General features: G+C 44.2%; 17 protein-coding genes. 12 read left to right on the forward strand and 5 right to left on the reverse strand.

Annotated features, from left to right (window positions below; all coding sequences use genetic code 11):
- The 4 genes from ACSLP7_RS01310 to ACSLP7_RS01325 all read left to right on the forward strand — a co-directional run bounded on the left by ACSLP7_RS01310 (position 1) and on the right by ACSLP7_RS01325 (position 6,296).
- Positions 1-1,074, forward strand: a complete 1,074-nt coding sequence (locus ACSLP7_RS01310; RefSeq protein WP_435577635.1) for a DUF3810 domain-containing protein — start codon at positions 1-3, stop codon at positions 1,072-1,074.
- Positions 1,075-1,273: 199 nt separating this feature from the next.
- On the forward strand, positions 1,274-4,234 hold the full coding sequence (locus tag ACSLP7_RS01315; protein WP_435577636.1) for an amidohydrolase family protein: 2,961 nt from the start codon (positions 1,274-1,276) through the stop codon (positions 4,232-4,234).
- 12 nt (positions 4,235-4,246) lie between these two features.
- On the forward strand, positions 4,247-5,539 hold the full coding sequence (locus ACSLP7_RS01320) for an amidohydrolase family protein (protein ID WP_435577637.1): 1,293 nt from the start codon (positions 4,247-4,249) through the stop codon (positions 5,537-5,539).
- 64 nt (positions 5,540-5,603) lie between these two features.
- A complete protein-coding gene (locus tag ACSLP7_RS01325; protein ID WP_435577638.1) occupies positions 5,604-6,296 on the forward strand; it encodes a DUF2490 domain-containing protein in 693 nt (230 codons plus the stop codon).
- On the opposite strand, the gene ACSLP7_RS01330 is transcribed toward ACSLP7_RS01325, so the two are convergent.
- Genes ACSLP7_RS01330 through ACSLP7_RS01350 form a run of 5 tightly spaced genes read right to left on the reverse strand, consistent with a single transcriptional unit; the run spans position 6,297 to position 9,639 of the window.
- Positions 6,297-6,893 carry a hypothetical protein gene (locus ACSLP7_RS01330; RefSeq protein WP_435577639.1) on the reverse strand — a complete coding sequence of 199 codons (597 nt, stop codon included), beginning with the start codon at positions 6,891-6,893 and terminating at the stop codon, positions 6,297-6,299.
- A gap of 7 nt (positions 6,894-6,900) precedes the next feature.
- Positions 6,901-7,482 carry a hypothetical protein gene (locus ACSLP7_RS01335; RefSeq protein WP_435577640.1) on the reverse strand — a complete coding sequence of 194 codons (582 nt, stop codon included), beginning with the start codon at positions 7,480-7,482 and terminating at the stop codon, positions 6,901-6,903.
- Between the two features lie 57 nt (positions 7,483-7,539).
- Complete coding sequence (locus tag ACSLP7_RS01340) at positions 7,540-8,130, reverse strand: hypothetical protein (RefSeq protein ID WP_435577641.1); 591 nt, start codon at positions 8,128-8,130, stop codon at positions 7,540-7,542.
- Between the two features lie 9 nt (positions 8,131-8,139).
- A complete protein-coding gene (locus tag ACSLP7_RS01345) occupies positions 8,140-8,778 on the reverse strand; it encodes a hypothetical protein (RefSeq protein ID WP_435577642.1) in 639 nt (212 codons plus the stop codon).
- Between the two features lie 51 nt (positions 8,779-8,829).
- Entirely contained in the window at positions 8,830-9,639 is an 810-nt protein-coding gene (locus ACSLP7_RS01350) for a DUF6503 family protein (RefSeq protein WP_435577643.1), read from the reverse strand.
- 52 nt (positions 9,640-9,691) lie between these two features.
- On the opposite strand from ACSLP7_RS01350, the gene ACSLP7_RS01355 reads away from it, so the two are divergent.
- From ACSLP7_RS01355 to ACSLP7_RS01390, 8 genes are all read left to right on the forward strand, one after another.
- Positions 9,692-10,492, forward strand: a complete 801-nt coding sequence (locus tag ACSLP7_RS01355; RefSeq protein WP_435577705.1) for a TrmH family RNA methyltransferase — start codon at positions 9,692-9,694, stop codon at positions 10,490-10,492.
- Positions 10,492-11,730: a M48 family metallopeptidase gene (locus ACSLP7_RS01360; RefSeq protein ID WP_435577644.1), complete on the forward strand. Its 1,239-nt coding sequence runs from the start codon at positions 10,492-10,494 to the stop codon at positions 11,728-11,730. Before ACSLP7_RS01355 ends, ACSLP7_RS01360 begins: the two co-directional genes overlap by 1 nt.
- An 89-nt stretch (positions 11,731-11,819) precedes the next feature.
- Entirely contained in the window at positions 11,820-14,024 is a 2,205-nt protein-coding gene (locus tag ACSLP7_RS01365) for a RelA/SpoT family protein (RefSeq protein WP_435577645.1), read from the forward strand.
- Between the two features lie 24 nt (positions 14,025-14,048).
- Positions 14,049-14,498 (forward strand): Fur family transcriptional regulator, encoded by a 450-nt coding sequence (locus ACSLP7_RS01370; protein ID WP_272833111.1) that lies wholly within the window; start codon positions 14,049-14,051, stop codon positions 14,496-14,498.
- Between the two features lie 10 nt (positions 14,499-14,508).
- On the forward strand, positions 14,509-15,780 hold the full coding sequence (locus ACSLP7_RS01375; RefSeq protein WP_435577646.1) for an adenylosuccinate synthase: 1,272 nt from the start codon (positions 14,509-14,511) through the stop codon (positions 15,778-15,780).
- 53 nt (positions 15,781-15,833) lie between these two features.
- Positions 15,834-16,826 carry an OstA-like protein gene (locus ACSLP7_RS01380; RefSeq protein ID WP_435577647.1) on the forward strand — a complete coding sequence of 331 codons (993 nt, stop codon included), beginning with the start codon at positions 15,834-15,836 and terminating at the stop codon, positions 16,824-16,826.
- Between the two features lie 16 nt (positions 16,827-16,842).
- Positions 16,843-17,631 (forward strand): hypothetical protein, encoded by a 789-nt coding sequence (locus ACSLP7_RS01385; RefSeq protein ID WP_435577648.1) that lies wholly within the window; start codon positions 16,843-16,845, stop codon positions 17,629-17,631.
- The gene (locus tag ACSLP7_RS01390) at positions 17,632-18,816 is read left to right on the forward strand and encodes an aspartate aminotransferase family protein (RefSeq protein ID WP_435577649.1); all 1,185 of its coding nucleotides are present in this window, start codon (positions 17,632-17,634) and stop codon (positions 18,814-18,816) included.
- Positions 18,817-18,900: the final 84 nt, after the last annotated feature.

An 18,900-nucleotide genomic window follows, 5' to 3' on the forward strand; every position in this document is an offset into this window, starting at 1 on the left:
ATGCGATTAAAGATAAAACTCGGCTTGGCCCTGCTGCTTATCGTCCAAATATTTGGCCTGCGCCTGTTGCGCTATATTCCAGATACTGTGGAACGTTATTACAGCCTAGGGATCTACCCTTTCTTCTCCAAGTTGAGTCGTTATATCTTTGGTTGGATTCCTTTTTCTGTTGGAGATTTCATTTACCTCGGACTCATTGTTTACGCCCTTCGCTGGCTTTATCTAAACGTGAAACGCCTCAGAACCGGACCCGCAGGATTCTTTTTAGATGTAACCGCTGCCGTCTCTTTGGCTTATTTGATGTTCAATCTGATTTGGGGGATCAACTACTACCGCAATCCACTGTATAAAACATTGGAGTTGGAGAAATCCTATACCAACGAGCAGCTCTTTGATCTGACCGAAAGAATGATCGCAAAATCCAATGAACTTCACAGAGAGCTGGGCTATGCAGATTCCATTAAGATCGATCTGCCGTATTCCCAGAAAGAAATCTTTAAGCGTTCTTTGGAAGGCTATGCAGCCTTGGTAGAAAAGCACCCGATGTTCAATTATAGTCCGAGATCCATTAAAAAATCGGGCTTGAGTTTAGGGCTTACCTATATGGGATATAGTGGGTATTACAACCCTTTGACCGGAGAGGCACAGGTCAATCGACTCATCAAATCCTATAAATTCGCTGTGGTAGCCTGCCATGAGGAAGCACATCAAATGGGATATGCTGCCGAGAATGAAGCCAATTTTATCGCTGCGCTAGCCACCATTCACAATCCGGACACTTACATTAGATATACCGGTTATATTTTTATGCTCCGTTACTGCATCAATGAGATCGCTCGCAGGGATGAAGCCGTTTACAGGGAAATGCTGACCACCATCAATCCCGGGATTTTAAAGGGCTATAAAGAGATGCGCGATTTTTGGGCGAGCTACAATAACCCTTTTGAGGATCTATCCAAAGCCTTTTGGGACAACTTCTTAAAAGCCAATAATCAGGAAAAAGGAATAATGAGCTACAGTTATATGGTTGCCTTGGTGGTTAATTATTTTGAACAACATCCACTTCAGCCTTGATTTAACAGGCTGTTAAAGATTTGTTAGAGCCAAGGATGTCGCCAAATACCCTTAGTATCTTTAAAGGGTAAACCAACCTTTTTTAGTCAAAACGTGAAATTCCTCAAAGCTAGGTTCATAGAGGACCATCGCTCTTTGCGTTCATTTTCGGATGATTCACTGGCCTGCGTTTTGAACTCAAAAAATCAAATTCAATTTTATGAAATTCAGATTACTGCTGCTATGCTGCCTCTTTCTGGGCGGGCAATTAGCAGCTCAGGACTATTTTCCTGACAATGACGGTGTCAAGGAACAAAACACCAACTACACGGCTTTTACGGGTGCTACTATTTATGTTACGCCCACTAAAATTTTACAGAATGCAACTTTGGTGATTAGAAACGGGAAAGTAGTTTCTGTTGGAACCAATGTAACTGTACCGCAAAACAGCATCATTGTAGATGCCAGCGGAACCACAATTTATCCTTCTTTCATCGATCCTTACACAGAGTTCGGAGTGAAAAAAGCCGAACGCGCCCAAGGCGGAGGCCGCTCTCCGCAGTACAATCCAAGCCGAGCTGGGTTCTATTGGAACGACCACATCATGCCAGAATACAACGCGATAGCGGATTTTAAGTTCGATAATAAAGCGGCTGCTACCATGCGTAAAGCCGGTTTTGGAGTTGTGGGTGCACACCGCAATGACGGTATTGCTCAAGGTACCGGTGTCTTAGTAGCGCTAAACAGCAAGGGTGATGATGCCGATCGTGTGTTGAACACAGCGGCGGGTCAATACTTTTCTTTTGACCGCTCTGTGGCTTCACGACAGTCCTACCCTACTTCCTTAATGGGAGCTATGGCATTATTACGCCAGATGTATTACGATATGAGTTGGTACGAGGCAGGTAACAGCAACACCACTGACCGATCACTAGAAGCCTTAATAGAGAAAAAAGGCATGTACGCGGTTTTTAATGCTGGAGACAAAGGCAATGATTTAAGAGCTGACAAGGTTGGAGATCAATTTGGAATTCAATATGTAATTGTAGGTGGAGGCGATGAATATGAGGCTATAGCCGATATCAAAGCCACTAATGCCACTTATATCTTACCGATCAACTTCCCGGATGCTTATGATGTATCCAACCCTTATCAGGCAGATTATGTAACGCTTGCTGATATGCGTAATTGGAACCAAGCTCCTGCCAATCCAAAGATCATGGCAGACAACGGAGTTCCTTTTGCCTTTACGACTTACGATCTTAAATCGGCTGCGGATTTTAAAGGCAAGCTGATGAAAGCGATCAAATACGGTCTGAACAAGACTACTGCCCTTGAGGCCTTGACCACTGTTCCAGCACGAATCATTGGAATGAGTGAAACACTCGGGAATTTGAACCCTGGTGCACAGGCTAACTTTTTGATCACCTCTGGAGACATCTTTGAAAGCAGTACCACCCTCTATGAAAATTGGGTTCAAGGAACAAAGAATGTAATCAATGATCGTAGCGTAAAGGATATAAGAGGAACCTACACCCTTATGGTTGGAGGTAAATCTTATGACATGACCCTTAGCGGCGACGCGGGGAAACCAAAGATCGAGATCAAACAAGGCGATACCAAATTCCCTGCTAAGTTGACCTATAATGACAATTGGGTGATCCTTTCCATGACCGATGAAGGGAATAACGATATTTACAGAATGACCGCTGCAGTCGTGAGTTCTTCTAACAATCTTAGCGGAAGATTGGTACTACCCAATGGACGCGAGACTAGTTTTAATGCCAACAAGACTGCTGGGCCTGAAGAAGCGGAAAAGAAAGCTTCTGGTGATTCTGACGAGGCACCTACTATGGTAGACATCACCTATCCGAATATTGGATATGGCTATGCTTCAGTACCGCAATCTCAAAACATTTTGTTTAAAAATGCCACGGTGTGGACGGGTGAAGCTGATGGAATTCTCATGAATACAGACGTTTTGGTTCGTGACGGCAAGATTGTAGCCATCGGTGAAAATCTCAGCGCAAGAGGTGCTAAAGTGATCGACGCGACAGGAAAACACCTCACGGCGGGTATCATTGACGAACACTCGCATATTGCAGCATTAGCCATCAATGAAGCGGGACACAACAGTTCCGCAGAAGTAACGATTGAAGACGTAGTGGATCCAGAAGATATTGACATCTACCGCAACTTAGCGGGTGGTGTTACTTCCATTCAGATCCTACACGGTTCTGCAAACCCGATTGGTGGACGCTCTGCGATCATCAAACTTAAATGGGGAGAGAGCGCAGACAATATGATCTATAACAACACCCCTCAGTTTATCAAATTTGCTTTGGGTGAGAATGTAAAACAATCCAACTGGCAAAGCTACAGCCGCTTCCCGCAAACCCGTATGGGTGTGGAACAGTTGTATATGAATTACTTCAGCAGAGCTCAGGAATACGATGCTAAAAAGAAAAGCGGAGCTAACATTCGCTATGATGAAGAACTGGAAGTATTGGCGCAGATCCTCAATGGAGAGCGTTATATCTCATGTCACTCCTATGTGCAGAGCGAGATCAATATGCTCATGAAGGTGGCGGAGAAATTCAACTTTAGAGTGAACACCTTTACTCACATCTTAGAGGGTTATAAGGTAGCCGATAAAATGGCTGATCACGGTGTTGGTGGTTCTACATTTAGCGATTGGTGGGCCTATAAATACGAGGTGAATGATGCCATCCCTTACAATGCAGCCATCATGGCACGTGAGGGTGTTGTAGTTGCTATTAATAGTGACGACGGTGAAATGTCGCGTCGTTTGAATCAAGAAGCAGCTAAGACTGTCAAATACGGCGGTATGAGTGAAGAAGAAGCTTGGAAGATGGTCACACTGAATCCTGCTAAACTGCTTCACATTGACGATCGTGTAGGTAGTATTAAGGTTGGTAAAGATGCGGATCTTGTCCTATGGACGGACAACCCACTATCTGTTTATGCCAGAGCAGAGCAAACCTATATCGAAGGGGCCTTGTTCTTTGACTTAGAAAAAGACGGAGCCATGCGGACAGCAATTCAGCAGGAGCGCAATACGCTTATCAAAATGATGCTCGATGACAAAGGTGGTAAAAACGGTTTTAAACGCAGACCGGGAAGCCGTCCGAAGCAACGATTTACATGTGAAACCATTTAATATCAGGAAAAGATGAAAAATTTATTCAAATTTATTTTAGCCCTTGCCCTGATTTTTTCAGGGAACATTTACGCCCAACAAACTCCAGGTGATGCTCAAAGCGGAGCTATTTCAATTACTGGAGCTACTGCACATATCGGTGACGGAACGGTCATCGAGAATGCCACGATAATTTTTGACAACGGAGTCATTACTGCCCTTGGAGACAGTTCAACGCCAACGCAGGGAACCGTCATTAATGCTAACGGCAAGCACCTTTACCCTGGGATTATTGCACCGGCAAAATCTTTGGGATTGGTAGAAGTTAACGCAGTTCGTGCTAGTGATGACCAAGACGAATTGGGAGAGTTCATTCCGCACATCCGCAGTTTAATAGCATATAATTCAGAATCTAAAGTAGTAGAGTCCATGCGCCCAAACGGCGTATTGATTGGACAGACTACGCCTCAAGGTGGCCGAATTTCTGGAACCTCATCCATAGTACAATTTGACGCTTGGAACTGGGAAGATGCTGCCATTAAAGAAGACGACGGAATTCACCTAAACTGGCCACGCAGCTTTAGACGCGGACGTTGGTGGGTAGGAGAACCTCGCGGTTTTCAACCCAATAAAGATTATGCCGAGCAGGTTGGAGAAATTGCCAACTTTATGAACAATGCGAAAGTGTACGGCAACGGAAGTAACTCTGAGCGCAATTTGGCCTTTGAAGCTACAGTGCCTTTATTTAGTGGTGGAAAAACTCTTTATATCTATGCCGATGGTGAGAAAGAGATCATCGATGCCGTGAATTGGGCGCGTGACAATGGTATTAAAAAGTATGTCATTGTAGGCGGCTATCAAGCTTGGAAGATTACCGACTTTTTAAAACGCAATAACGTACCGGTCTTGGTGAGTCAAACACACGCTTTACCTAACTTCCAAGACGACGATTACGACTTACCATACAAGTTGCCTAAGCTCTTGGATGATGCGGGAGTTTTAGTAGGAATACAAAATGCGGACATGTCAAACTTCCAAACTCGCAATATGGCGTTTTACGCTGGACAGGTTGTGGGTCAAGGCATGGACAAAGAACGCGCATTGCAGCTCATTACAGGCAACAATGCAAAGATCCTGGGCATTGATGATATGTATGGAACCTTAGCCGTTGGAAAAAGCGCTACGCTTTTTGTATCCGAAGGTGATGCCTTAGACATGCGTACCAATATTTTGACCCATGTCTTTATCGATGGGCGCAACGTTTCCTTGGAAACACACCAAACAGAACTCTATAAGCGTTACAGCAACAAATACGGCCAAAACTAATCGTATAAAAACCCTATCTTGGAGAACCGTCAACAATGACGGTTCTCTTTTTTTTGAAACCCATATGAAAAGAATCTTTCTTCTACTTACCGTTTTATTGATTAGCTCATACAACACTAAAGCTCAGGTTGATGAGGATCAGCTTGGAGCTTGGTATATGTACTTTTGGACAGCAGATCTGGAGAATTCCCGCTGGGGATTCCAAGGCGATATCCAATATCGTAATTGGGATGTCATTGGCGATCTGGAGCAGCTTTTATTGCGAGGCGCGGTTACCTATCGCCCTAAAGACACCAACATTAAACTCGCTTTAGGGTATGCCAATATTACTACGGGCGCCTTTGGTGATGATGACAGCACGGTCAATGAAAGTCGTATTTATCAGGAAGCTTTATTGCCACAAAAAGTTGGCGGTCGTTTGTACTTTACGCATCGTTTTAGATACGAACAGCGCTTTAATGAAGGACAGGATTTTAGAACAAGATTCCGTTATGGGCTCTTTTTAAACATTCCTTTAAGCGGAAAAGAGATCGTGGCTAAAACTTGGTATTTAGGATTCTACAATGAACTCTTCATCAATGGCGAACGCAATATTGGAGATGGTAGGCGTGTAAGCACCTTTGACCGGAACCGTTTCTTTGGATCTTTGGGTTATGCGATAAAATCCAACTTAAAGGTTCAGGTGGGCGCCATGCGACAGATCACCAACAGTGTGGACAAAACCCAATTGCAATTGGGCGTGTTTCACAGTTTTTAATTAGCAAGACGCAGAAGGACAGGCGTATCGAATAGGAATCTCTGTAAAGGATCCTCTAAATTCCAAAACCTCATCAGAACTGCCAATAGGAGTAGTGACCAAGCCACCAATAACAGTGAAAGTTCCGCTTACATAGTCTGGAGTTGAATCGTCAAAATTGAGCTCAAAGTCCGTAACCACAAGCTCTCCCATTCCGTTGTAAGAGTTATACGAACTGTATTGTACCAATTCTCCGTCATCACCCGCTGCTTGGTAAGATAAAAGTACCCTCACATCCATGCAAGGATCAGGTCGGGACGCCTCATAATCTCCTAAGGTATAGCCCGTGAAATCTACATTGGTAATACGAATACGAATGGAAACAGAAGAACCGTCCGGATTAAAATTTTCTGCAAGCATAGTCACCAAACAACCTTCATTGCCAGCCCCTTCTACGCGATCACTTAAAATCAACAAGGCGCCATCTGCCTCTACGGCCATGGTCCCGGGTGCGGCCTCTGGGATGAGACTCAGATCATCATCCATGGGATCTTCACTAACATCACAGGTAGTGGCAGTTAAAAGAGTGAAAAGCGGAAGTAACAGTAGTTTTTTCATAAGTTCCTTAAAGATATGGAGATGTTGTATTATTAAAATAAAAAACCGGAACTGAATTTATACGACCGCGCAAGTTTAATGGCGATAAACCGGGTGTACTTTCAGTATCTCTGAGATGCAACAAAACTTCAAACTCCCCGCTAACTACTCCATCAGGATCATCAAATGACATCGGTAATTCCAATTCAGTTATTTCAAAATAACCATTTCCGCCTAAAATAGGATCTCCACTATACAATTCACTAAACTCTCCTGAACTGTCTGTAAAGAGTATACGAATTCTCAAACCCGAATCGCGAGGCAGTCCGTCTCCATCTGCATTACAAAAAACCCATGGATTTTCCTCTACATCAAGGTTAGAGATCTCTGGGTCTATGACTAGTACTTGAAACCAGACACTAGAGCCGTCAGGGTTATCTCTAAAACCTTCAGCACCAAACAGAGGACCACACGATGGACCAAATCCAGATCTTGATTCATCAGGAGTAAAGATCAACGAAGCACCGTCAAGTTCAATAGCAATCTCACCGGCAGCAGCCTCTGGAAATGCTGGCTCTTCTTCCACGAGTGCATCATCAGATTCACACATAAAAGCAGTGAACACAAATAGTAATGGAAGGAAGAATAGTATTTTCATAAGTTGATTTTAACAAAAAGTACTTGAACAGGTTATCGTCAATGGAATACGATTCAAATGCATCAGCACCTCAATGAACTCCCCTGTGGGCTCTCCTTCCAAAAAACTTCCACCTGTGAAGGTGATCTCTGCGCTAAAATAATTGTCAGCTCCTATTTCTGGCGTAAATTCAAATTCGGTGATGTTCAAGGTGCCAAAACCTCCCCAATCACTCAGACTGCTGTAAACGATATGAGAACCATCCGCCTCAAATACAAAAACACCCAGTCTGGTCCTTGAACAAGATTCTATATCAATAGAAAAGTCTTCCCAAAGAACAGTTTCTACCTCTGGATTGCCAATGCGGAATAGAAAACTGAGTCTGCGGCCGTCTGGCAATTCTACAAAAGGAACATAACGGATCTGCCAGATATCTGGAGCACAGGTGGTGATGGTGCCTTCTTGTTCAACGTCTAGAATATAGTCCTCACCTTCAAAGGTGATTGCAGCTTCTCCGGGTGCAGCTTCAGGAAAGGCCAAAGGTTCAAATACTGGGTCTATACTTTCAGAGCTGCAACTGATCAGAATCAATAAAGAAAAAATGGAGTAAAATATTTTCATAAGCTTTTATTAAAGATATGGAGCAGTTCCAAAACTACACCCAATCGGAATCAAATTAAAACTACCGCGAATATTCAGAGGCATAACGCCTGGGCCTTCATCGGGAATTGCGCGATGCATCACCACCTCAAAGGTCGCCGTAAATTGCCCTGGTGGAATGTCTGGAAACAAACTGCAATCCGGGAACTCCATAAGGGTCACATCCAAATAACCACTACCCCCTAAGGAAGGGTCTGCGTGATAAAATTCATTGGTAGTCCCATCAGAACTGTTGTACCACATTCGCAGTCGCAAACCAAAATCACGGTCTGTAGTAGTCGAATCACACCATTGCCAAAAATTCTCCTCTTGATCAAACAATTCAACTGCTGGATCCACCAAAAGCACTTCAAAAACCACGTTGGAAAAATCCGGATTTGTCAGGACTCCAAAAGTCTTCAACAGAACGGGATCGCCGCATTGACTCCCAATATTCCCCAATACGTTTACCGCGGGAAAAACAATGATCGCATCCTCTATTTGAATGGCTATTTCACTAGGAGCAGCCTCTGGAAAAATACTAGTTTCTTCAACCTCCAAGGGTTCATCAGATTCACAGAGAAAGGCCGTGAATAGAAAGAAAATGGAGAGGTAATAGAATATCCTCATAACAAGCTGCTTTCTTAATAGACTGCAACTTGTCAAAAGGTTGCGTGAAAATTAACGCGGCACTACTTCTGCCCCTTCTGGCTTGGTGAAAAGAGAACCGTCTAATTGGGTTTCTGTAATGTTGACCTTTTCAAAGCTCACATCGCTTCTGGGCGCTGTAGGCTGTCCATCCTCTACGGTGTACCAGGTCAAAGTTTTAGGTAAAACTAAGCCGTTGACCTCTTGCCATTCGGAGTATTTGATGAAGGAGAAATTGTCTTTCTTTTCATTGTCACGATAGGTCACCGTATAGGCCAACCAGGCCATTTGTCCGGTCTCCGGATCGCGATAAATGATATATTCATCTTTGGGAGAATCTCCCACACCATCGTTATATGAAATAAGTGTGCCTGGATATTTTTTGCCTTCAAACTCAAGAGGTTCCGCCAATTGTTGATAGTTAACACCTGGATCGGCTACAATAAAAGGCATGGCATAGAAATAAAAATACAGGTTGTGATAAAAACGGGCATTGCCTTTATAGGCCGTAGAGTCTTGATCCAACCAAACGTCTGTACCGTCATAACCGATCACCCAATCCTTGTGTTCAATTCGAGCACGTCTGCTCTTAAGATCCGTAGAATGCTTTTCTAAACCGCTCGGTTTTGGTATCTCAAAACACAGATTGTTCATCTTATCCCACTGTGCAATTCCGCCGTGTGCCTCAAAAACAGGCCCGATACTTTTGGGAAACATTCGCGGAGCTGCCTCTGCGACTTCCTGCTCAGCAGGGGTTTCTGTTTGATCTTTGTCGTTTGATTGTGTGGTGTTGTTGCAAGCCACTAATGCTAAAGCAGCTAATCCGAGTAGTAATGGTTTCATAGGGTTGGTTTATCTTTACAAGATATTAAATTTGTGCTTTAGTCTGCAGATGATCAAATTCATTACAAGTTCACAGAACGCTTTTATAAAATCGTTAATTCCGCTTCGGGACAAATCGCGTACGCGACGTCAAAGCGGAAGCTTTTTTATTGAGGGCCAAAGGGAGATCAGCATTGCGCTAAAACACAACTATGAATTAAAACAATTGCTACTCTGTCCCGAGCTTCTTGACGACTCCACATTGGAAGGTTGGAACGCTACAACCAATACAGAGATCATTCATATCAATCGTGAAGTATACGCCAAATTGGCCCTGAGAGATTCTACAGAAGGAGTCCTGGCAGTGGCCTCGGCGAAATCTCACGATTTGGAGGCGCTTAGCCTCACAAGCCAAGCTCCGCTTGTGCTTGTGGCCGAGGCCCCAGAAAAACCTGGAAACATCGGCGCTTTGCTGAGAACTGCAGACGCAGGCAATTTAGACGCTGTGATTATTGCCAATCCCAGAACCGATCTTTACAATCCCAACATCATCAGATCGAGCGTCGGTTGTCTGTTCTCCAATAAAGTAGCCACAGGTACTACTGAAGAGGTTCTTGCTTACTTAAAGAAAAACAATATTCGTTCTTACGCCGCCTGTTTAGAAGGAGCGCAAGCTTACCACGAGCAAAACTACCAAGATCCAACTGCTTTGGTAGTAGGTACAGAGGCTGATGGTCTGAGTGATCTTTGGCTCGAGCAAGCCGATGCTCGAATTAAGATCCCTATGCAAGGCAGCATTGATTCCATGAATGTTTCCGTGGCTGCGGGAATCCTAATTTTTGAAGCCAAACGTCAACGCAATTTTAAAAGCTGATGAATCCGCAGACTCTATTTTTACTGATCATTGGATTGTTAGTGGTCAATTATCTTTTTGACTTGCTTTTGGGCTATCTCAACGCCAAAAGATTTGGGAATAAACCTCCCTCTGCTTTAGCTGATCTGTACGACCCTGAGCAGTATCAAAAGTCTCAAGAATACAAAAGAGTCACCTACCGTTTTGGTTTATTGAGTGGCGCAGTATCCTTTGCAGCAACATTGATCTTCTTTTTAGTGGACGGTTTTGCTTGGGTGGATGCCCTTGCACGTTCTTGGAGTGATCAAGAGATCGTTGTAGCCTTGCTTTTCTTTGGAATCATCTTAGCAGCAAGCAGTATACTATCACTGCCCTTCTCCTATTACCGAACCTTTGTTATTGAGGAGCGCTTTGGTTTCAATAAAACAACGCTCAAGACCTTTGTACTAGACAAGATCAAAGGAGCATTTATTGGTGCTTTGATTGGCGGCGGACTTTTAGCGCTTTTGATTTGGATCTACCAACAAACCGGAGCTAATTTTTGGTGGTATGCCTGGGCGGTGATTACCGGTTTTTCTGTGCTGATGAATTTCTTTTACACCCGTCTCATCGTGCCGCTATTTAACAAGCAAACCCCTTTGAAAGAAGGGCCTTTAAAGGACCGTTTGGAAGCTTATGCGCAAACGGTTGGTTTTACGCTTTCCAATATAATGGTCATAGACGGCTCCAAGCGCAGTACTCGTGCAAACGCCTATTTTTCGGGTTTTGGTCGCCAAAAACAGGTCACCCTTTACGACACCTTGATTGACGATTTAGAGGAAGATGAAGTCGTTGCTGTATTGGCTCATGAAATTGGGCATTATAAATGCAATCACATTCCCATCAATTTGGTTTTAGGGATAGCCACAACAGGTTTGACTCTTTTCATTTTCTCTTTACTGATTGACAACCCCTTACTGTCTGAAGCTTTAGGCGTAGGGCAACCCTCCTTTCATTTAGGCTTGATTGCCTTTGGTATTTTGTATTCGCCCCTTTCCGAGATCACTGGCTTATTTATGAATTACTTATCACGCGTATTTGAGTTTCAGGCGGATGCTTATGCCGTTAAGACCTTTGAGGCCTTGCCGCTGGTCAATGGCTTGAAAAAGTTGGCTAAAAAGAACCTGAGTAACCTCAGCCCGCACCCGGCTTATGTCTTTGTTCATTACTCCCATCCTCCACTGGATCAGCGCATTAATGCCATGCTGCATCCACAATAAAACCTGCCTAGAGACTGACAAGCTTACAGTCAATGCCGATGGGCATGGAAATTGTTGTGTATTGTAGTACGAAATTGTACTTTTAAGTAATGACTGAGCAGTTTATAGAAGAAGAAAACAAGCAGATCGCCAAGCAGTACAAAGAGCTGCTGCGTATCAGTTATCAGACCTTGAGCAAGGAAGATAAAAAACTGATTCGCGACGCCTTTGACATTGCCGTAGATGCGCATAAAGATCAGCGCAGAAAATCTGGCGAAGCTTATATTTTCCACCCGATCGCTGTGGCTAAAATTGTTGCCTCAGAGATTGGACTGGACGCGACTTCTATTGCTGCTGCTCTGCTCCACGATGTGGTTGAGGACACCGACTACACCTTGGGAGATCTGGAGCAGATGTTTGGAGAGACTGTAGCCCGCATTGTGGACGGACTTACCAAGATCTCCAACCTAAAGAGTGAGAAAGACGTTTCCCTACAAGCGGAAAACTTCCGCAAGATGCTGCTCACCTTGAATGAGGACGTTCGGGTGATCATCATTAAGATCGCAGACCGTTTGCACAATATGCAGACCATGGAAAGTATGCCTGCACACAAACAGGTCAAGATCGCTTCAGAGACGCTGTATATCTATGCGCCACTTGCGCACAGGATTGGCCTCTATAACATCAAAACAGAACTGGAAGACCTCGGACTCAAATATACCGAGCCAGAAGTCTACCAGGACATTTACGATAAAATCGAGGACAGCAAGGAAGAGCAAAACGCTTATATCCGTGAGTTCTCCAAAGTGATTGAAACCTCTTTGGATGAGGAAAAACTCAATTACAACATCAAAGGTCGACCAAAGTCGATTTTCTCCATCCGCAGAAAAATGCTCAAACAAAACGTCACCTTTGACGAGGTTTATGACAAATTTGCGGTACGTATCATTTACCGATCGGATGCTGAGAATGAAAAATTCATCGCTTGGAAGATCTATTCCATAGTGACAGATCACTTTAGACCGAATCCAACGCGTTTGCGTGATTGGATCTCATCGCCTAAATCTACAGGTTATGAGGCTTTACACATTACGGTAATGGGACCCAAAGGCCGTTGGGTAGAGGTGCAAATACGTTCCGAACGCATGAACGAGATCGCCGAGAAAGGTTATGCCGCACATTATAAATACAAGAACAAAGAACAAGAAGACCAAGGTTTAGATGCTTGGTTGAACAAACTTCAGGACACATTAGAGAATTCAGAGATCAATGCAGTAGATTTTGTTGCCGATTTCAAACTGAACCTCTACGCCAAAGAGATCTTTGTATTCACTCCTCAGGGAGACTTGAAGTCTTTACCCAAGGGCGCAACACCCTTGGATTTTGCCTTCTCTATTCACACCGAAGTGGGTATGCGCACCCGTGGTACTAAGGTGAACGGGAAACTGGTTCCGCTGAGCCACGAGCTCAAAAGCGGGGACCAAGTAGAGATCTTGACCTCTGACAAAGCCAAGCCCTCTGCGAGTTGGTTGGATTACGTCACTACAGGGCGCGCGCGGTCTAAGATCAAATCGTCTCTAAAAGAAGAAGTAAAAGAAATTGCCGCAGAAGGAAAAGTGGTACTGGCCAGAAAGCTCAAATCGCTTAAGATCCCTTTGGACGAAAAGACGGTCAATCAATTGGTGGTGTTTTTCAAACTGCAGACCAGTTTGGATCTTTTCTATCGAGTAGGCTCTGGAATCATCGACAATAAAATGCTCAAGGACTTTGCGGCATCTCGCAACAATGCCTTGATCAGCTTTTTTAAGAATCGCATTCGCAAGCCACAGGAAAAGGAGAACATCAACAAAGATGAGATCTCTGTCAATTACGATCAATTAGTCTTTGGGAAGGACGAGCAAAAGCTTGACTTTACCATGGCCAACTGTTGCAACCCGATTCCAGGAGATCCCGTATTTGGTTTTACTACGGTTAGCGATGGGATAAAAGTTCACAAAAAAAACTGCCCAAACGCCATTCAGATGCAGAGCAACTACAGCTACCGTATCTTACCGGCTAAATGGATCGATTCCAGCCAACAAGACTTCAGTGTGGATCTGGAGATTACCGGAATTGACAATATCGGTTTGGTCAACGAGGTGACCAAAGTGATCTCTAACAATATGCACATCAATATGCGATCCATTAACTTTAGCAGTAATGACGGCATATTTACGGGCTTGATCACCGTAGTGGTTAAGAACAAGACCATCCTTAATAATTTGGTTAATAACATCAAGAAAATTAACGGAATTGATAAAGTCTCAAGACTGTAAAAAAACGTAACTTTGCCCTTTATTATGAGTGGGAAAACGGCCAATAGCAACCAAGCGATAGTAAAGAATGTTTTTACCGGTTACCTGGAAGAAAAGGGACACCGCAAAACTCCAGAACGCTTCGCTATTCTTCAAGAGATCTACGACAGTGACGAGCACTTCGACATTGAATCGCTCTACATCAAAATGAAGAATAAAAAATACCGCGTTAGCCGCGCCACCTTGTACAACACTATTGAATTGCTGTTGGAGTGCGGCTTGGTGCGTAAACATCAGTTCGGGCAAAATCAGGCACATTACGAAAAGTCCTATTTTGACAGACAACACGACCACGTGATCCTTGAGGATGGCGAGGTTATTGAATTCTGCGATCCCCGCATCCAATCGATCAAAAAAACCATCGAAGAGATCTTCGACATCGAGATCACCAAACATTCGCTCTACTTTTACGGCAATCGAAAAACAACCGACTAAATAAGCTTATATGGCAGTAGATTTGCTTCTAGGACTCCAATGGGGAGATGAAGGAAAAGGAAAAATCGTTGATGTACTTACCCAGAATTACGACATAATTGCACGCTTCCAAGGAGGTCCAAACGCCGGGCACACCTTAGAATTTGACGGCATCAAACACGTATTGCACACCATCCCGAGTGGAATCTTTCACGAAAACGCAGTAAATGTAGTGGGCAACGGAGTGGTTATCGATCCTGTGATCTTCAAGCGCGAGTTGGATAACCTGCAACAATTCAACATCGACATTAAGTCCAGACTGCTTATATCACGTAAAGCGCATCTTATCTTACCGACACACCGTTTGTTGGATGCAGCGAGTGAAGCTTCAAAAGGAAAAGCCAAGATCGGATCGACCTTAAAAGGAATTGGTCCAACCTACATGGATAAGACCGGGAGAAACGGTATCCGCGTAGGTGATATTGAAATGAAAGACTGGAAGAAACGCTATCGTGCCTTGGCCGATAAGCACGAAGCCATGATCGATTATTACAAAGCAGAGATCGAATACGATCTTAAAGAACTGGAAGCCGAATTCTTTGAAGCAGTCAAAGTCCTCAAGGAATTGACCTTCATTGACAGTGAAGAATATTTATTCCAAGCGCAGCAAGCAGGAAAAAAGATCTTAGCAGAAGGCGCTCAAGGTTCTCTTTTGGATATTGACTTCGGAACTTATCCCTACGTAACCTCTTCAAACACTACCGCTGCCGGAGCTTGTACGGGTCTTGGTGTGGCACCGCGTCAGATCGGTGAGGTGTTTGGAATCTTTAAAGCCTATACCACTCGCGTTGGAAGTGGTCCCTTCCCTACCGAGCTCTTTGACGACTATGGAGAGACCATGGGACGCGTTGGGCGCGAATTTGGAGCGACTACAGGACGTCCAAGACGTTGTGGATGGTTAGACCTTGTCGCCTTGAAATACGCTGTTCAAGTAAATGGAGTAACGCAACTCATGATGATGAAAGGCGATGTACTAAGTGGATTTGACAAACTCATGGTAGCTACCGCGTACAAGTACAAGGGAGAAACCATTACCCACCTGCCGTACAATATTGAACCAGAGAATGTGGAGCCTATCTACACAGAAATGAAAGGTTGGTCGCAGGATCTAACTGGGATGACCAAAGCCGATGAGCTGCCAGAAGCTCTTAACGATTACATTGCTTACTTGGAAGGAGAACTCAACGTACCTATCAAGATTGTTTCTGTAGGACCGGATAGAACCCAGACCATTCACCGATAGGAAATTATATCTTTTTTCACAGTTCCCATAGCGGCATTTATGTACTTTTGAGCATGCTTCGTGCGAACATCATAAAAGCGCTACTGCCATTACTGTTGGTTTGCTTTGTTCTTTCCGGACAGGCTCAGACGGATCCCAAACCCTCCAAAGTAGATATTAAATCTGGCTATTTGGAGAAGCGGGAAGATTTCCCAGATGCTGTCATTTACACCAAAGACAACAGTGGACAAGTATTCATTGTTCACGAGGGCGTTGAAATGTGGTGTGATCAGGCCTTTGTTTACATCAAAGAAAATTTTGTCAAGGCTTATGGGAAGGTTCGGATCTCTCAAGGAGATACCGTGGTGATGAATTCCCGATATGCAGAATACAACGGAAACACCCAATTTGCCTTTGCTACTGGAGACGTAGTTCTTAAAGAACCCAAAACTACTTTAACCACAGATACCCTTTATTTTGACCGTATCAAGCAGCAGGCTTTTTACAGAAGCGGCGGAACAGTCATTGACACGGCCAGTACGCTAACCAGTAATGTTGGACGTTATTTTGCTAACAATAAAAAGTATCAATTCCTTTCAGACGTAAAGATCGTCAACCCAGAATACACCGTGAATTCCAACCAATTGGATTTCTATTCAGAAACGGGTGGCGCCTATCTTTATGGCCCGTCTACTATTGTCTCTGAGACCAGCACCGTTTATTGTGAACGCGGTTATTACGACACTCGTGAAGACACGGGTTATTTTGTCAAGAATTCCAAAATTGACTATGAAACGCGTACGCTTTACGGAGACAGTATTTATTTCAATCGGAATACGAGTTTTGCCAGCGCAACCAACAATATCAAGATCTTAGACACGGTCAATAATTCCGTCATCAAAGGGCACTATGCCGAGGTCTTCCGACAAAAGGATTCGCTTTTTATCACCAAGAGAGCGGTAGCCATTACCGTGCGTGATGGTGATTCCATCTATGTATCATGCAGATACACTTCGGGTTACCGGACCGGAGGACAATCGTATTTTAAAAGGATTCCACCGCGCTAGGCTTTACAAAAGCGATATGAGCGGAAAGTGTGATTCCATCTATACCTCTGAGCGCATTGGGCTTACCAAAATGATTACCAATCCAGTACTTTGGAGCGGTGAAAACCAGATGACTGGCGATACCATTCATATCCTATCCAACACAGTAACCGAACAGTTGGACACCCTTAAGGTTTTTGAGAATGCCTTTCTGATTCAAAAAGACAGTGCCGGTTATAATCAAGTCTCCGGAGTTCGACTCACTGGACTCTTTACAGAGAACGAATTAGACACGGTGAACGTAGATCAAAACGCAGAAGTGGTCTACTATGCGCGCAACACAGACACCAACAAACTCGAAGGGATTGACAATACTATTGGAAGTAGCATTCAGATCACCTTGGAGAATCAAGACATTATTGGAATTCGATTTATCAATCGTGGAACCGGTAAGTTTTTCCCTGTTGGCATGTATCCGGAGGAAAAGAAACTCCTGCCCGGTTTTAATTGGCGAGGTGACGAACGCTTAAAATCTGTGGAAGATCTCTTTTTGGGTAAGCCACCGCCGAAGCTCCCGAGGATTCGTGGAATCCCGCTTCCTGAGGATGAAGGCGAGTTTTTTGAAGATGTACCCGAAGAAGAGTTGGAGATCCCTGAATATTCCAACCTAAAACCCAAGGACCTGCTGAACGATCCGGAAGGCCCTAAGGCTCAAGTACGCGATACTTTACAAGACAAGGCTATCCAGGAGAAGGAGAAATTCTTCCCGGGAAAGACCAGTAAAAAGGACGAGGACCCAAACGATAACGACGACGGAGAAAATTAAATGCTCGACGATTTTTATAAACATCAGGCGCAAACCACTCCACATCCCCTGGCTATGGAAGTAGCTCATGCGGAGGGCTCCTATATTTATGATACAGAAGGTAAGGCACACTTAGATTTTGTAGCTGGCGTTTCTGCTTGCAGTTTAGGCCACAGGCATCCTCGCGTTGTTAATGCCATTAAAGAACAACTTGACCAATATTTGCACGTAATGGTTTACGGCGAATATGTTCAAGTACCTGTGGTTACTTTAGCCAAAAAGTTAGCAGCGGCATTGCCCGATCCCTTGGACACCACCTATTTTACAAATTCTGGTACAGAAGCCATTGAAGGCGCTATCAAGCTTGCAAGACGGGTTACCGGACGCAGCGAGCTCATTGGTGCCAATCACGCTTATCACGGAAGCACCATGGGTTCCTTAAGCCTGATGGGCTTTGAACAGCGCAAGTCCGCCTTCAGGCCGTTAATTCCAGATTGCCGATTTATTGACTTCAACAGTTTTGATCATTTAGCCCGTATTTCTGACAAAACAGCAGCAGTTGTCGTTGAGACCATTCAAGGCGGAGCAGGCTTTATTCTTCCTAAGCATGGATACTTAAAAGCCCTTTCTGCCCGCTGTAAAGAAGTTGGAGCCTTTTTAATTCTGGACGAGATTCAACCGGGTTTTGGGCGCACCGGAAAGTTATTCGGATTTATGCATTACGACCTTGTCCCCGATGTGGTCGTCATGGGAAAAGGTATGGGCGGAGGTCTACCCGTTGGAGCATTTACAGCAAGTGCTGCCCATATGAAGCAATTGCAAGACAAGCCGAAACTGGGACACATCACCACCTTTGGCGGTAGTCCGGTAATTGCGGCTGCCTCTTTAGCGACTCTCAATGAGATCCAGGAATCTGAGCTTATGCCAGAGACTTTGGAAAAAGAAGCGCTTTTTAGAAGCCTATTAAAGCATCCGCAGATCAAAGAAATCCGCGGAAAAGGCTTGATGCTGGCTTTGATTCTTGAAAATGCCGACATCACCAATCGCGTCGTATTGGAAGCCAAGGAAGCTGGATTAATCCTTTTCTGGCTACTTTTTGAGCCACGAGCAGTAAGAATAACCCCACCACTGACCATCAGTAAAGACGAAATTCGGAAAGGTTGTCAGGTCATCTTGGATATCCTCAATAAAATCGACTCCGAATAGAAATTTATAACACGCTGATTATCAGTGGTTATTGAACTTAAATTTCTGTTAATTACTTTGTTGACAACATAATCGGCACGAGAA

Source organism: Gilvibacter sp. (genome assembly GCF_965601605.1).
Lineage (GTDB): Bacteria > Bacteroidota > Bacteroidia > Flavobacteriales > Flavobacteriaceae > Gilvibacter.

Coding starts and splice junctions, on each gene's coding strand:
- ACSLP7_RS01370 (WP_272833111.1), top strand. CDS start 14,049: ATGAGTGGGAAAACGGCCAATAGCAACCAAGCGATAGTAAAGAATGTT.
- ACSLP7_RS01350 (WP_435577643.1), bottom strand. CDS start 9,639: ATGAAACCATTACTACTCGGATTAGCTGCTTTAGCATTAGTGGCTTGC.
- ACSLP7_RS01360 (WP_435577644.1), top strand. CDS start 10,492: ATGAATCCGCAGACTCTATTTTTACTGATCATTGGATTGTTAGTGGTC.
- ACSLP7_RS01330 (WP_435577639.1), bottom strand. CDS start 6,893: ATGAAAAAACTACTGTTACTTCCGCTTTTCACTCTTTTAACTGCCACT.
- ACSLP7_RS01375 (WP_435577646.1), top strand. CDS start 14,509: ATGGCAGTAGATTTGCTTCTAGGACTCCAATGGGGAGATGAAGGAAAA.
- ACSLP7_RS01315 (WP_435577636.1), top strand. CDS start 1,274: ATGAAATTCAGATTACTGCTGCTATGCTGCCTCTTTCTGGGCGGGCAA.
- ACSLP7_RS01335 (WP_435577640.1), bottom strand. CDS start 7,482: ATGTGTGAATCTGATGATGCACTCGTGGAAGAAGAGCCAGCATTTCCA.
- ACSLP7_RS01390 (WP_435577649.1), top strand. CDS start 17,632: ATGCTCGACGATTTTTATAAACATCAGGCGCAAACCACTCCACATCCC.
- ACSLP7_RS01385 (WP_435577648.1), top strand. CDS start 16,843: ATGAGCGGAAAGTGTGATTCCATCTATACCTCTGAGCGCATTGGGCTT.
- ACSLP7_RS01365 (WP_435577645.1), top strand. CDS start 11,820: ATGACTGAGCAGTTTATAGAAGAAGAAAACAAGCAGATCGCCAAGCAG.
- ACSLP7_RS01325 (WP_435577638.1), top strand. CDS start 5,604: ATGAAAAGAATCTTTCTTCTACTTACCGTTTTATTGATTAGCTCATAC.
- ACSLP7_RS01380 (WP_435577647.1), top strand. CDS start 15,834: ATGCTTCGTGCGAACATCATAAAAGCGCTACTGCCATTACTGTTGGTT.
- ACSLP7_RS01320 (WP_435577637.1), top strand. CDS start 4,247: ATGAAAAATTTATTCAAATTTATTTTAGCCCTTGCCCTGATTTTTTCA.
- ACSLP7_RS01340 (WP_435577641.1), bottom strand. CDS start 8,130: ATGAAAATATTTTACTCCATTTTTTCTTTATTGATTCTGATCAGTTGC.
- ACSLP7_RS01345 (WP_435577642.1), bottom strand. CDS start 8,778: ATGAGGATATTCTATTACCTCTCCATTTTCTTTCTATTCACGGCCTTT.
- ACSLP7_RS01310 (WP_435577635.1), top strand. CDS start 1: ATGCGATTAAAGATAAAACTCGGCTTGGCCCTGCTGCTTATCGTCCAA.